This window comes from Collimonas sp. (assembly GCF_035566375.1).
Taxonomy (GTDB): domain Bacteria; phylum Pseudomonadota; class Gammaproteobacteria; order Burkholderiales; family Burkholderiaceae_D; genus Collimonas.
In genome coordinates this window covers 33,020-45,640 of the sequence record NZ_DATMRK010000052.1, presented here as the reverse complement: position 1 = coordinate 45,640, position 12,621 = coordinate 33,020, and the positions used below count along the sequence as shown (strand labels likewise).

Genomic DNA, 12,621 nt, shown 5'->3' with positions numbered 1-12,621 from the left:
CGGACTAGGCGATCCTGGAGGTTAAATCCGGAAACAGCAGTTGCGTATGGCTAGCGGCGGCGCGGTAGATCGCGTCAGAAGAAGAGAATTGGGTTGGGCCTCGACGGCATTGTCGGCGATCTCAATGTCGCGGAATACCAGTGTCAGCGTGGCAGCCATAAACGGCTGCACATGCGGGATGGATGGTTTGTCCAGAGACTGGTTGCCGGCTTGGTCATTCGCGTGACAGAGGCTGGGTTGTGCCTTGTCCGTGCCGGCGCACCCGGCCATCGCCTGATCGCCATCCATGGCCATCGACGCCGCCTCATTGAGCTGCCCGATATTAAAACCAGGGCAAGCGTATCCCGCCACAGCAAGCTGCATGAACAGCATGCTGACCAGCACGATGAGTGCGGCAATCAAGCGGGATGGACGGGAGAGTTTCATTGTTTTCTAAATTTTGCTTAAATTATGGTAAGCAACAACGATATTTATTGTCAAGCAATGCCTATTGTCAGCGTTCCCCCTGTGGGAAGGTCAAGAGATATTTGGAAGCGTCCGCAAATCTGGGGAAATCCCTCCATTGAGCCGGACCGTGATCTAGTCACATTTTCGGCGGCCAGTTATGTGTTTCACTTTGACAGTGCTTGCACCACGCATAGAGCGCGTCATACATCACCATGCCGTGCTTGAGCATGGCATGGTCATCGCTGAAATTTTGCGATAGCCCGAGAGACAAGGCGTACAGCCCGGCTGATTGCGGTGTCAAGTCCAGGCGCGAGGTATCGGCGCCACGCACGATCAGCGCGAGCTGCTGCAAAGCCGGATCATCGAGGCGGTATTTCTTGAGGAAGGCGTCGAAGCTGCACAACTCGCCGTCGTGAGTCAGCTCAACACCCGGTATGTCATAAGGAATCGCGCCGGTTTGATCGGCAACGCGCAGCACGTCGCCGGGTGGAACGTAGAGAAATTCGGCTTGCTCATCGATAAAGCGGAGCACCAGCCAAGGGCAGGCGATGCGGTCGATCTTTGGGCGTTCGCGGGTAATCCATTGCATGATGTCGCTCCTTTAGGCTTGTCGCCAAATTCATTGTCGCTAAATCGTTCGATGGTGCATCAAGGGGTAAATCACTATCCCGATCAGCGCCGCGCCAATCACGATAATGGGTTCAGGCAGCTTCTTGAATTTCCACAGCAGCGCTGCAGTCACAAGCGCCAGCAGAGCAGTCGGGATGTCAGTGATGGACCTCTGCGCTATCACCACCACTGAGCCGGCGATAGCACCGATGGCTGCCGCAGTGATGCCGTCCACGAATGCGATCAGCGCCGGCAGTTTTCCGTACTTCTTGAAATAGGGGGCGGCGATCACGGTCGCCAGATAGCAGGGAACAAACGTGCCAATGGCGGCCAGGATGGCGCCGGGCAAGCCGCTGATCAGGTAGCCAATGAAACCGGTAGTGATGACCACCGGTCCGGGAGTAATCATGGCGACGGCCACGGCATCGACGAATTGCTTTTCGGTGAGCCAGTGATGTTCCGTCACAACACCGCCGTAAAGGAAGGGAACGATAGCCAGGCCCGAGCCGAACACGAAGGCGCCGGCCTTGGTGAAGAACAGCGCGATCTGGATCAGCGTATTGGCATCGGTTGCGGAGGCAAGAGCGATATTAGGTAATTGTGTGGGTAGCAGCACGGCCAGGCTCGATGCGCCGAACCTAGGTTTGCAGCGTATAACCCAGACCAGCACGCCCGCGCCGATGAACAGCAAGGCAATTTCGGATTGCGTGATGACGGTCACGGCTGCCAGCAATAAGAAGATGCCCCACAACAGCTTGTCGCGCCCCAGGTTCTTGCTGGCGAGTTTATGTGCGCTCATAGCCATGATACCGATCACGGAAGCGCCCACCCCGTAGAACACGGATTGCATCCAGGTCAGACCGCCAAAGGCGACATAAGCCCAGCCTAGGGCCACCACCATCAGGAACGACGGCAATACGAACGCAAGTCCCGCCACTGTGGCGCCGAGCAGCCGGAAGTGCACGAAACCCAGATAGATTCCGAGCTGCGCGGCCAGCGGACCCGGTGCGATCTGGGCCAGTGCCAGCCCCTCCTTATAGTCCGATTCGCTGATCCAGCCACGCCGTTCGACCAGGTCACGGTGCATGTAGCCAACCAGCGCGACCGGCCCGCCAAAGCCAAATGTACCCAAGCGCAAAAAGTACAAGATCAGTTGCCACAAGGTGTAAGTCGGTTTGCTCGCTTGGTCCATGATCACGATCCCTGTTGCGGTGAGGTTTCTTGTTGAAAGGCGGTCAGCAATCCATCGAATACGCTGCTGGCTGTCGCCAGAAGTTGATCATCATCGGTGATGGCCTTGCGCAGCCCGGCAAGAACGCTTTCAATTCCCACGGATTCAGGCGGTTGCACCCCGCCGACATCAAGGTAGTGCACTAATGCGCCAAGCCGCTGGAGCGCGGCCTGTTCCAGGCCGAAACTTGCCAGCATCACCTCAAAACTGACACGGCCGCCGACATGGCTGAAGGCGGCGCCGTCGAAGTCAAAACCGAGGGCGTCGGCCGGGCAGTCGGCGGCGCTGGCCAGCCATAGCAAGCGGGCTTGCGGGTCGATGAAGCGACGGATCAACCAGGCGCAGGCCAGCCGATCTACCCAAGGACGGCGCCGAGTGGCCCAGGTGCGCCCCTGATATTGATTCAGCGGCAGCAAGGAAATGGTGGCGTCGACCGGGTGCGGTTCATCTGGCGCCAGGACACGGGCCGCAGCCAGTTCCAGTTCTTGCAGCGTGGCATCGGTCTGGCGTTGAGCTTCAGCGGGAAAGAAATCGATCTCGGCAAGGCTGGCAAACGTCTTGCGCAGCTTGCGAATCTGCTTGAGCGAGTCCAGCACCGTATCGGCTGTGAGCGTTACCCTTAGCTTGGCGACATCTGCCAGCAATCCCGAGAAGTCCTCGCTACGATCGAACAGCCCCATGAAATGCGCGCCGTCGGGCTCCTCGACGCGCAGCACCAAGGCGCTGCCGCCCCCTGACAGCACGTCGGCGGCGACTGCTTCCAGTGTGTTGCGGCAAGCCTCGCGCTCCGGCAGCAGATAGACACCGTCACGCAGTACGGCGGCGCCGGATGCCTTGAGCGCGCGCCAGGCACGCATGCGCGCCGTGGCGTTTTCTGTGGGCAGACTGGTAATGAGCGATAAATAGGTGTTCATGTAGATGATTCTACTAATAAGTAGAATTACCTACAAGTTTACTTTTCTTGCGAAGAATGGGGGCGGTTAATCACAGCACTTCGACTGCAGCTGAATTGGTGGGCATCGCACCGAGCCGAAGGAACAAAATACACAGCAATCACCCGGATTCGGCCGCAACAGCGCCTTGCAGCTAGTGCACTCGTAAGAGAACAGGCAAGCCTCGGTGGGCATGGTCTCCAGCTTGGCAAAACCGCATTGCGGGCAAGTCAGGATGGATTCAAGGATGACGGCGTTCATCTCAGAGATGTCTATGAAAACCAGGGCGATTGTCTAGAATGATTATTTCAGGATGCTCAATCAAGACTGCTGCGGGCAGGGTTTAGGGTTTGGCAAGGCCATCGCACCGTGATGGCCCGGATATTCCGACACACACATAATGGAGACTGAAAATGACCATTCGCATAGGTGATGTAGCCCCTGATTTTACTGCCGATACCACGGAAGGCAAGATCCACTTTCACGAGTGGATCGGAGATCAATGGGCCATCCTGTTTTCCCATCCGAAAGATTTCACGCCCGTCTGTACCACCGAGCTGGGTTACATGGCTAGCTTGAAACCGGAGTTCGACAAACGCAACACCAAGGTCGTGGGGCTGAGCGTGGACCCGGTCAGCGACCACACGGCCTGGGCCAAGGATATTGAGGAGACGCAAGGCCACGCGGTCAACTATCCAATGATTGGCGACGCCGATCTGACGGTCGCGAAACTCTACGACATGATTCATCCCAACGCCAGCGGCGGGCAGCGCAGCGCGGCTGACAACGCCACCGTGCGCTCGGTATTCCTGATCGGGCCGGACAAGAAGGTCAAGGCAATGTTCGTCTATCCGATGAGTTCGGGCCGTAATTTCGATGAGGTGCTGCGTTTGCTCGATTCGATTCAGCTGAACGCCAAGCACACCGTGGCCACGCCGGTGAACTGGAAACCAGGCGAGGATGTCATCATCCCCACCTCGGTTTCTGACGAAGACGCTAAAAAGAAGTATCCGCAGGGCTTCAGGACCTTGAAACCGTATTTACGGGTAGTGGCGCAACCGAAGTAAAGGCTCCGGCTAAGGCTAATGGCCATGCCGGTGATGTATGTCCGGGTAATGCGCGTGGCTATGGCTGATAGGCAGATGGCGGTGGGGGTGGTTGTGCGGTTCGCGGCCATCCCACTCAAAGTCGTGCTGATGTTGGTGATGCGGATCGTGCGGAGCATGCCGATGGCTGTGCGCATGTTCGGTTTCCTCATGCGTATGCTGGTGCTGGTGGCTTTCTGTCAAATGCAGCCAGATGCCAAGCGCCATCAAGCCGGTGGCCAGCCAGAACAGGCCGCCCACCGTGTCATGCAAGACCAGCAGCGAGATCGCGGCGCCGATGAATGGCGCTACTGAAAAGTAGGCGCCGGTCCTGGCGCTACCCAGATGGCGCAGCGCCAGCACGAACAGCACCAGACTGACGCCGTAGCCGCAGAAGCCGATAAGCGCAGCCGCGCCGATACTGGTGAACCCAGGCACAGACGCTCCCAGCAGCAAGGCCAGCGCTAGGTTGACCAGGCCGGCGACCATGCCTTTGATGGCGGTGATCTGGACTGCATCGCTGGCGGAAATTCGCCGCGTCAGATTGTTATCGATGGCCCAGCACAGGCAGGCCGCCAGAATCGCCAAAGGTCCCCAGGGAACGCCGAATTCCGGCACTTGCTGCCATGACAGCAGCACGCCGGCAAGCACGATAAGCAACATGCCGAGCGCGATCCGGCGATCGAAATTTTCCTTAAAAACAAACCATGCCAGGCCCGCCGTCAGGACGCCTTCCATATTCAACAGCAAGGAGGCGCTGGAAGCCGGAGTAAGCGACAGCCCGAGCATCAGCAAGACCGGGCCGCCGACGCCACCGCATAAAATCGCCGCTGCCAGCCACGGCAAATCCGCTTTGTTCAGCGCGCCGTCGCTTGCTTGCGCGCGTGGAGATCCTTGCCGTATTCCTTGCTGTATTCTGTGCCGGAGCGCGTACCACAGAGATAGGCCGAGGCCGCTGCCGAGATACAGCAGGCCGGCCAGCATGACCGGCGAGACTTGTCCCACAAGCAGCTTGGCAAAGGGCGTGCTGGCGCCGAACAGCGCCGCCGCAAGTAATGCAAATAAAACACCTTGATGCATAGGATTTTCTTAGTTAAGTGTCATTCGTGATGCAAGTCAATCCCGAACTGTGCGTTCAATCCGGTGCGCCCCTCCGGCGTGATGGATACCACGCGAGAATGTTTGCTTCTGGTGAGCCAGCCGATTTCGATCAAACGTTTTGCCAGCGTCGCCCCTAAGGCGCCGGCCAGGTGATCGCGCCGCTCGCTCCAGTCCAGGCAGGCATACGCAAACTGGCGCCGGTTCTTGGCCAATGCCTGGGTATCGATGCCGAAAGTCTGGAACCAGATTTCGCCTTGCGCCGAGACTGTGAATATGCCGTCATCGTTGTCGAGCCAGCCACGGGCAAGCAGGACCTCGGTCAGTTGAGTGCCGAGTTTACCGGCCAGATGATCGTAGCAGAAGCGGGCGGTGCAGATGGCGTCGTTACGGTTGCCGGGGGCAACCCGTTTGCGTTGCGGAGCAAACACCATCAATGATTCGATCAGGCGCGCTACTTCCGGCGAGGCAAGGCGGAAATACTTGTGGCGTCCCTGAGTGGTCAGGTCCAGCAATCTGTCGTCGAGCAATTGCTTAAGATGCGCGGTGGCGGTAGCCGGTTTGATGCCGCTGCCATAAGCCAGTTCCTTGGCGGTCAGCGCGCGGCCCTCCATGAGCAGGGCCAGCATCTGGATACGGGTCGGATCGCCGATGGTGCGGGCCAGTCGGCCGAGGTCGGGTTCGTCGTTCATAGTTTGATGGTAACCGTACTGTTGTCGTGTGACAAGCGGCCGCAACAAGCCCAGAATCAGGTCTTGATTACTCAGCCAACGGAGCCGTTGCGATGACATACCCCCTCCCGGCGCAAGCCAGCGCCACGTCTGTTGCGAAAGCGCCAAGCGCTGCAGTGGGCTGGACGATTGCAGCCAGCAGCTTTGCTTTTATCATCGTCCAGCTAGACATCACCATCGTCAACGTCGCCTTGCCGCAGATCGGCGCCGATCTGAACGCGCGTGTCTCGGCCTTGCAATGGGTGGTGGACGCCTACACCCTCGGTTTCGCGGTATTTCTGTTGTCGGCCGGGGCCCTGGGAGACAAATTCGGCTCCAAGCGCTTGTTCCTGGCCGGATTCCTGCTGTTTGCCTTGGCCTCGATCGCCTGCGGGCTGGCGCCAGATGCCGGTTTTCTGAACAGCGCAAGGGCGCTGCAGGGAATCGGCGCGGCGTTGCTGGTGCCCAGTTCGCTGGCGATCCTGAATCGTGCTTGCGCTCACGATAAGAAATTATTGGCTAAGGCGATCGGACTTTGGACCGCGGCAGGCGGCGTCTCGATTGCCGCCGGCCCTGTGCTGGGCGGCTTGCTGCTGGCGGCCGCAGGATGGCGCAGTATTTTTTTGGTGAATATTCCGATTTGCGCTTTGGGTTTCCTGCTGACCATGCGCGTGGTGCCTGCCATGGCCGCCAAGCAGCACACTCATTCCTTCGATTTCCGGGGACAGATACTGGCGATTTTTGCGCTGACGGGGTTGGTGGGCGCGGTGATTGAACTCCATCCGCTAGGCCTGTGGCATCCGTTGGTGCTGTCCGGATTCGGCCTGGCGCTGATCGCGGGGGCAGCATTCATCATGGTGGAAAAGAAAGTGCCGCATCCGATGCTGCCCTTAAATTTCTTTCACCAGATTAGTTTTACCGCTGCCGTCCTGTTCGGCGTGCTGGTGAATTTTTCTTACTACGGCGTGATTTTCGTGATCAGCTTTTATCTGCAAAAAGTGCAGGGCTACAGTTCGCTGCAAGCAGGGCTGGCGTTTTTACCGTTGACCGGGACTTTCATTTTTTCGAACCTGGTCAGCGGCTGGCTGATCGGGCACGCCGGCATCCGCTTGCCGATGGTGCTAGGCGGCCTCATCGGCGCCTTGGGCTATTGCTTGCTGGGAACTATCGGCATTGCGGCCCATGTCAGTTTCTGGCAGATGCTGCCGGGCTTCGTACTGATCCCGGCCGGCATGGGGCTGGCGGTGCCGGCCATGACAACGTCGATATTGTCCAGTGTGGAGAAGGCCAGGGCGGGCACCGCATCGGCAGTGCTGAATACCGCCAGGCAAGTTGGCGGCGCGGTCGGAGTGGCGGTATTTGGCGCTTTGGTCAGCGATAGCTTCGGCGGGAATGTGCTTAATGGCGTGACCAGCGGCGTGATCAGCGGCGTCAGAATCGCGATGTGGACGGCGACCGTATTGTTGGTGATTGCAGCGGGATTGGGTTATCTGGTGCGGCCTGTGGCTGGTACACAGTAGTTGTGCCATAGACATAAAAAAACGCCTGCTCAGACTTGTGAGCAGGCGTCTTCATTGGCGCATCGGCTACAAATTATTTTTTTTCTTCAGCCTTTTTTTCAACTTTGGCATGGTGTTTTACCGCTTTGCCGTGATGCTTTGCAGCCTCAGGTTTTGCAGTTTCAACCTGGCGGTCATTGCGGGCGTCCGGATGGCCGGCCAGCGGGTCGCCCATGTTTTGGGCTTGTGCGAATGGGGTCAAGGCGAGGAGGAGAGCGGCGATACCAAATAGCTTTTTCATATTGATTCCTTCCGTTGATTGGGTTTTACAATCCGCATCTGCAGCGGGTTGTCTTATAAACGCGGTGGGCGATATTCGGTTGACAATGACGGTATTGCCCATTCGTAACTTCGTGTAACATCGGCCGAATCTCTTTGAATCCCTTTGCTACGGAGTCTTGAATGAAAAAGCGCCAATTTCTGTCGACCGCCACCGCCTCGCTTGCGGGCGCCTTGGGAATCTCTGCCGTGCCGGCGTATGCGGCTGCCACCGCCGCAAGCCGGCCGCAAACTGCTGCGCCGGCGGTATTGACGGTTTTCGGCGCAATCGAGCGCAGCAACCGCGGACCGACCGATCCGGTGATCGACCAGATGATGCACAAGCAGAGCGTGCAGTTCGACAGCGCTTATACCTTCGATCTGGCCGCGCTCGCCAAGCTGCCCGCAGTGACTATCAATCCGACCCTGGAATACGACGCCAAGCCGCATCAGCTACGCGGTCCGCGCCTGGCCGACGTGCTGGATATGCTGGGGGCGAGCAAAGCGCCGCAGACACAGATCGTGTTTCATTCGGTCGACGGCTATATGCCGCAGCTGAGTTTCGCCCAGCTCAGGAAATATGGCTACATCCTGGCCACGCATATCGACGGCAAACCGTTGGCGATCGGCGGTCTGGGCCCGATCTTCGCGATCTATGATGCCGATCGTGTTGCCGAACAGGCGCAAAAGCCGTTGAACCAGCGTTTCGCTCTTTGCCCGTGGGGCTTGTATTGCATTGAGGTAGCCGTCAGTAAGTAGAGGAAGGAGCTAGATGGATAGGCGAGACGGAGGGGCGTTGCTTGGTCATTCGTCGCTGAACAATTCGCCTTGCAAAACGGCTGCCTCGCTCAAGGCTTCATCTTTTCTGCTTAATGCGCTGGCGCGCACGCCCAGCAATCTCAAGCGCCGGTCCAATGTGACGCGGCGCAGGCATTCTCCCGCTGCTTGCCGGATCGCAGTTGCGTCGTCAGTAGCGTTGGGTAATGTCAGATCGCGGGTGACGATGCGGAAGTCAGAGAAGCGTAATTTAATTCCCACCGTGCGGGCGAGATAGCCTTTTCTTTGCAAGTCGCCGGCAAGCCGTACGCACAGATCGGTGAACATCGGCGTCAGCGTCTGGCGATCCAGCTTGGCGTGCAGGTCTCTCTCAAAAGTCGATTCCCGGCTGATCGATTTTGTTTCAGAGCTGGTGACGACGGGGCGCTCGTCCAGACCGTTGGCAGTGCGCATCAGCCACTCGCTATAGGTGCGTCCGAAATTTTCTTGCAGCACGGCTGGATCAGCCGCGGCCAATTCGCCGATGGTGTGCAGCCCGAGCGCCGTCAGCTTCTCGGCTGCCTTGGGGCCGATGCCGTTGACTTTGCGCGCCGCCAGCGGCCAGATTCGGGACTGGATATCGGCTTCGGTAATGATGGTGAGACCGTTCGGCTTTTCCAGTTCCGAGCTGATCTTGGCTAGCAGTTTGTTGGGTGCGATGCCGATCGAGCACGACAATCCGGTGGCCTGGCGCACGGCGTCTTTGATGCGTTGCGCTACAACCCGGATGTCGTCCGTATGCTGGCTCAGGTCGATATAGATTTCGTCAATGCCGCGATCTTCTATCAGCGGGGCGATCTCGGCTACCGCTGCCTTGAACAGCCGGGAGTAATGCCGGTAAGAGTCGAAATCGGTCGGCAGCAGGATCGCATCCGGCGCCAGCTTGGCAGCCTTCATCATGCCCATCGCGGAAAACACGCCGAGCGCGCGCGCTTCGTAGGTGGAGGTGGTGACGACGCCGCGGCCGACATAATCGCGCAGTTTGAAATAGCGGAGCTGGCCATCCTCGTCGGGTTCGGGCTTGTGCCTGGAGCCGCCGCCGATTACCACCGGCTGGCCGCGCAGCTCCGGGTAGCGCAGCAGCTCTACCGACGCATAGAATGCGTCCATATCCAAGTGTGCAATACGACGAATTGGCGAAAGCATGAGGTCAGAGAGAAGCGATATTTAATACGGCCATAGGATACCACTACTGTATATAAATACAGTTATGAAAATCCGATCCCTCAATTAAATATTTTATTGCGTTTAAGGCAATTTCTTCTATCGGCGCCGGATTTATAGCACCGGGCTAAATAAGCGGGCGACATGGATCAGCACCCGATACAGGTTATGCAAGCGCTCATAGTCAGCGACATCGATTTCTACCGCCTGTTCGAAATCAGCCTGCAGCATTTGTTCGACTTCAGCGGCAAACGCCGTATCGATATTCAAAGCAGTGATTTCGAAATTCAGCCGGAGTGAACGGTTGTCCAGGTTCATGCTGCCGACCGCTGCCGTGTCGTCGTCGATCAACAGCACTTTCTGATGCGTAAACCCGGGTTGATAGCGGAATATGCGTATGCCGGCGCGCACCGACTCATGCGCGTACAAGGTTGAGGCCAGGAATACGGTGCGATGGTCCGGGATGGCCGGAATAAGGATGCGGACGTCGACGCCGCGGAACACCGCAAGTTGCAAGGCGGCGTTGACGGCAGAGTCGGGCACCAGGTAGGGCGTGGTCAGCCACAGCCGGTGGCGGGCGGCGTGGATCGCCTGCACGAAGAGCAGCGAGCAGGTCTCTTGCGCATCGGCCGGCCCGGTGGCGGCAATCAGGCTGGTGGCCTGTCCTGCGGACGGGCGCGGCGGCAACAAGGACAGCGGCTGGCCGGTGATCCAATGCCAGTTTTCGTCGAACGCCAGTTGCAAGTCGGCCACCGCCGGTCCTTGCAATTCCATGTGCGTATCGCGCCACGGCGCCAGCGGCGGCTTGCGGCCGAGATATTCATCGCCGACGTTGAGGCCGCCGACAAAACCGCGCCAGCCGTCCACCACCACTACTTTGCGATGGTTGCGGAAGTTGAGTTGGAACCGGTTGCGCCAGCGGCGGGTGGCGAATTGATGGATCTGGACGCCGCCGGCGCGCAGGATCGTGCTATATGAGGCGGGCAGATCATGGCTGCCGACGCCATCGAACAGCACATGGACACGCACGCTGGCGGCGGCACGTTCGAGCAACGCTGCTTGCAACCGGCGGCCCAGTTCATCGTCGTGAATGATAAAGAATTGCACCAGCACGTAGTGCTCAGCGCCGGCAATCGCCGCGAAAATCGCATCGAAGCTAGCCGCGCCGTTGACCAGCAAGCGCAAGCGATGGCCGCTCAGAAACGGCACGCCCAGCATTTTGCTGATGCCCTGGTAGCGCTGCGCACCGGTGTGCGGCGGGTACTGTGCAGACAAGGCTAGCGCAGCAGGATCGTCGAGCTGACGCAAGCGCGCTTGCCGTGAATGATGCAGTTCAACATAACCGGTGAAACGTTTACTGCCAAGGAACAGATACGGCAGCAAAGTAAAGTAGGGCAGCAGCACCAGTCCGAACACCCAGGCTACCGCGCCCTGCGGCGTGCGGGTGTGCATCAAAGCGTGGATCGCGGCGACGATGCCGGCGGCATGCAACAGTAGAACGACAGCAGAAATCAAGGCAAGCGGAAAATGCGGCATTCAGTTGACTCCGACACTCGTTAAAATTGCATTTTAGCTAATTTTTCCGTTCCAGCGTCACCAATAGTGCAGCCAGGGCCGGAATGGCGCGATCAAGCAATAGCTGTTGATCTGCATCCAATTGTTGCATCGCCTTCTTCAAAGTGGCGGCGCTGGTGCGGTCGTAACGCTCCAGCAAATTGCGTGCGGCGGCAGAGGTCGATAGGGTGGCGGTGCGCAAGTCGGTTGATGACGGCACGCGTTCCAGCAGGCCGGCTGTATTCATCGCACGCACCAGATTGCTGACCGTGGATGGGGCGATTTTCAAACGTACAGCCAGCTCGCCCGGCGTAGTTGGCCCCGCTTCAGTGAGCGCTCTTAGCAGCTCGACTTGCGCCTCCGGCAAATCTGGCAAGCCTTCCGTGTTGCGCACTTGGCGCATCACGGCGCGACGCAACGGCCCTAGCATGCGCCCAAATTCAGTAGCAGTATCCATTGCCGTATTGTGCATGGGCATTATTTTTGCGTCAAATTGATTTTGACAACAAAATATTTTGTATATAAAATAATTTTGCCAGCAAAACAAAATTGGCGTTACGTGATGTGAGCCCGTGAGTCACATCTTTACTGCATTCAATAAAAAGGAAATCAACATGGCCTTCGACCTCAGCAAAACAACCGTTAGCAACCCGATTCCGCAACAAGATTTGTCCGGGATTGTCGGCAAGCGTTTTATTTACACTTACGCCAACGGTTGGCAATATGAGATGTACGTGAAAAATGCAAACACTATTGATTACCGGATTCATAGCGGTATGGTCGGCGGCCGCTGGGTAAAGGGACAGGCCGTGGATCTAGTGCAACTGGGCGAAGATAGCTTCAAAGTATCCTGGAGCGAACCGACCGGCACTTCGGTGGCAGTCAATGTGATGCCGGGCCAACGCTTGCTGCATGGCGTGATTTTCTTCCCGCATTGGGTCGAGGAAAACGGCAGTCGCACCGTTTGCTTCCAGAATGATCATCTGGATCAAATGCACGCCTATCGCGATGCTGGCCCAACCTATCCGATTTACGTCGTGCCGGATTTTGCCAAGATTACGTGGCTGGAGGACGTCGGAATCAATGACGAGAGTGTGATTAGCATAGCGCCGGGCGATTTGCCGCAGGGTTTCTCGGATCGTTGCAACTGAGTTGTCG

15 protein-coding genes are annotated in these 12,621 nt (G+C 58.0%); 4 read left to right on the top strand and 11 right to left on the bottom strand.

The window, feature by feature from the left end; translation table 11 throughout:
- Positions 1 to 21: 21 nt before the first annotated feature.
- The 5 genes from VNZ60_RS17670 to VNZ60_RS17650 form a co-directional block, all read right to left on the bottom strand.
- Complete coding sequence (locus tag VNZ60_RS17670) at positions 22 to 426, bottom strand: hypothetical protein (protein WP_325661404.1); 405 nt, start codon at positions 424 to 426, stop codon at positions 22 to 24.
- Between the two features lie 157 nt (positions 427 to 583).
- Positions 584 to 1,036, bottom strand: a complete 453-nt coding sequence (locus VNZ60_RS17665) for a chromate resistance protein ChrB domain-containing protein (protein ID WP_325661402.1) — start codon at positions 1,034 to 1,036, stop codon at positions 584 to 586.
- 39 nt (positions 1,037 to 1,075) lie between these two features.
- Positions 1,076 to 2,248, bottom strand: a complete 1,173-nt coding sequence (locus VNZ60_RS17660) for a chromate transporter (RefSeq protein ID WP_325661399.1) — start codon at positions 2,246 to 2,248, stop codon at positions 1,076 to 1,078.
- A 2-nt stretch (positions 2,249 to 2,250) separates the two neighbouring features.
- On the bottom strand, positions 2,251 to 3,201 hold the full coding sequence (locus VNZ60_RS17655) for a chromate resistance protein ChrB domain-containing protein (RefSeq protein WP_325661397.1): 951 nt from the start codon (positions 3,199 to 3,201) through the stop codon (positions 2,251 to 2,253).
- Between the two features lie 66 nt (positions 3,202 to 3,267).
- Entirely contained in the window at positions 3,268 to 3,480 is a 213-nt protein-coding gene (locus tag VNZ60_RS17650; protein ID WP_325661395.1) for a GDCCVxC domain-containing (seleno)protein, read from the bottom strand.
- Positions 3,481 to 3,632: 152 nt separating this feature from the next.
- Here VNZ60_RS17650 and VNZ60_RS17645 point away from each other — a divergent pair, with 152 nt between their 5' ends.
- Positions 3,633 to 4,286 carry a peroxiredoxin gene (locus VNZ60_RS17645; RefSeq protein WP_325661393.1) on the top strand — a complete coding sequence of 218 codons (654 nt, stop codon included), beginning with the start codon at positions 3,633 to 3,635 and terminating at the stop codon, positions 4,284 to 4,286.
- A 15-nt stretch (positions 4,287 to 4,301) separates the two neighbouring features.
- On the opposite strand, the gene VNZ60_RS17640 is transcribed toward VNZ60_RS17645, so the two are convergent.
- The gene (locus VNZ60_RS17640) at positions 4,302 to 5,384 is read right to left on the bottom strand and encodes a DMT family transporter (RefSeq protein WP_325661391.1); all 1,083 of its coding nucleotides are present in this window, start codon (positions 5,382 to 5,384) and stop codon (positions 4,302 to 4,304) included.
- 20 nt (positions 5,385 to 5,404) lie between these two features.
- Entirely contained in the window at positions 5,405 to 6,094 is a 690-nt protein-coding gene (locus VNZ60_RS17635) for an ArsR/SmtB family transcription factor (RefSeq protein ID WP_325661389.1), read from the bottom strand.
- Positions 6,095 to 6,186: 92 nt separating this feature from the next.
- Here VNZ60_RS17635 and VNZ60_RS17630 point away from each other — a divergent pair, with 92 nt between their 5' ends.
- Positions 6,187 to 7,632 carry an MFS transporter gene (locus VNZ60_RS17630; RefSeq protein WP_325661387.1) on the top strand — a complete coding sequence of 482 codons (1,446 nt, stop codon included), beginning with the start codon at positions 6,187 to 6,189 and terminating at the stop codon, positions 7,630 to 7,632.
- A gap of 73 nt (positions 7,633 to 7,705) precedes the next feature.
- On the opposite strand, the gene VNZ60_RS17625 is transcribed toward VNZ60_RS17630, so the two are convergent.
- Entirely contained in the window at positions 7,706 to 8,014 is a 309-nt protein-coding gene (locus VNZ60_RS17625; RefSeq protein ID WP_325661385.1) for a hypothetical protein, read from the bottom strand.
- A gap of 59 nt (positions 8,015 to 8,073) precedes the next feature.
- On the opposite strand from VNZ60_RS17625, the gene VNZ60_RS17620 reads away from it, so the two are divergent.
- Positions 8,074 to 8,688, top strand: a complete 615-nt coding sequence (locus VNZ60_RS17620; RefSeq protein WP_325661383.1) for a putative pterin-binding protein — start codon at positions 8,074 to 8,076, stop codon at positions 8,686 to 8,688.
- Positions 8,689 to 8,733: 45 nt separating this feature from the next.
- On the opposite strand, the gene dinB is transcribed toward VNZ60_RS17620, so the two are convergent.
- The 3 genes from dinB to VNZ60_RS17605 form a co-directional block, all read right to left on the bottom strand.
- Positions 8,734 to 9,891 carry a DNA polymerase IV gene (gene dinB, locus VNZ60_RS17615; RefSeq protein WP_325661381.1) on the bottom strand — a complete coding sequence of 386 codons (1,158 nt, stop codon included), beginning with the start codon at positions 9,889 to 9,891 and terminating at the stop codon, positions 8,734 to 8,736.
- A gap of 132 nt (positions 9,892 to 10,023) precedes the next feature.
- Complete coding sequence (cls, locus tag VNZ60_RS17610) at positions 10,024 to 11,445, bottom strand: cardiolipin synthase (RefSeq protein WP_325661379.1); 1,422 nt, start codon at positions 11,443 to 11,445, stop codon at positions 10,024 to 10,026.
- Between the two features lie 37 nt (positions 11,446 to 11,482).
- Positions 11,483 to 11,920, bottom strand: a complete 438-nt coding sequence (locus VNZ60_RS17605) for a MarR family winged helix-turn-helix transcriptional regulator (protein WP_325661377.1) — start codon at positions 11,918 to 11,920, stop codon at positions 11,483 to 11,485.
- Between the two features lie 157 nt (positions 11,921 to 12,077).
- Here VNZ60_RS17605 and VNZ60_RS17600 point away from each other — a divergent pair, with 157 nt between their 5' ends.
- Positions 12,078 to 12,614 carry a phenolic acid decarboxylase gene (locus VNZ60_RS17600; RefSeq protein WP_325661375.1) on the top strand — a complete coding sequence of 179 codons (537 nt, stop codon included), beginning with the start codon at positions 12,078 to 12,080 and terminating at the stop codon, positions 12,612 to 12,614.
- The last annotated feature ends 7 nt before the right edge of the window (positions 12,615 to 12,621 follow it).

Bases quoted from the DNA above. Each gene is read 5' to 3' on its own strand.
- VNZ60_RS17665 (WP_325661402.1), bottom strand. From the start codon at position 1,036: ATGCAATGGATTACCCGCGAACGCCCAAAGATCGACCGCATCGCCTGC.
- VNZ60_RS17635 (WP_325661389.1), bottom strand. From the start codon at position 6,094: ATGAACGACGAACCCGACCTCGGCCGACTGGCCCGCACCATCGGCGAT.
- VNZ60_RS17670 (WP_325661404.1), bottom strand. From the start codon at position 426: ATGAAACTCTCCCGTCCATCCCGCTTGATTGCCGCACTCATCGTGCTG.
- VNZ60_RS17655 (WP_325661397.1), bottom strand. From the start codon at position 3,201: ATGAACACCTATTTATCGCTCATTACCAGTCTGCCCACAGAAAACGCC.
- cls (WP_325661379.1), bottom strand. From the start codon at position 11,445: ATGCCGCATTTTCCGCTTGCCTTGATTTCTGCTGTCGTTCTACTGTTG.
- VNZ60_RS17620 (WP_325661383.1), top strand. From the start codon at position 8,074: ATGAAAAAGCGCCAATTTCTGTCGACCGCCACCGCCTCGCTTGCGGGC.
- VNZ60_RS17640 (WP_325661391.1), bottom strand. From the start codon at position 5,384: ATGCATCAAGGTGTTTTATTTGCATTACTTGCGGCGGCGCTGTTCGGC.
- VNZ60_RS17645 (WP_325661393.1), top strand. From the start codon at position 3,633: ATGACCATTCGCATAGGTGATGTAGCCCCTGATTTTACTGCCGATACC.
- VNZ60_RS17625 (WP_325661385.1), bottom strand. From the start codon at position 8,014: ATGGGCAATACCGTCATTGTCAACCGAATATCGCCCACCGCGTTTATA.
- dinB (WP_325661381.1), bottom strand. From the start codon at position 9,891: ATGCTTTCGCCAATTCGTCGTATTGCACACTTGGATATGGACGCATTC.
- VNZ60_RS17650 (WP_325661395.1), bottom strand. From the start codon at position 3,480: ATGAACGCCGTCATCCTTGAATCCATCCTGACTTGCCCGCAATGCGGT.
- VNZ60_RS17660 (WP_325661399.1), bottom strand. From the start codon at position 2,248: ATGGACCAAGCGAGCAAACCGACTTACACCTTGTGGCAACTGATCTTG.
- VNZ60_RS17600 (WP_325661375.1), top strand. From the start codon at position 12,078: ATGGCCTTCGACCTCAGCAAAACAACCGTTAGCAACCCGATTCCGCAA.
- VNZ60_RS17630 (WP_325661387.1), top strand. From the start codon at position 6,187: ATGACATACCCCCTCCCGGCGCAAGCCAGCGCCACGTCTGTTGCGAAA.
- VNZ60_RS17605 (WP_325661377.1), bottom strand. From the start codon at position 11,920: ATGGATACTGCTACTGAATTTGGGCGCATGCTAGGGCCGTTGCGTCGC.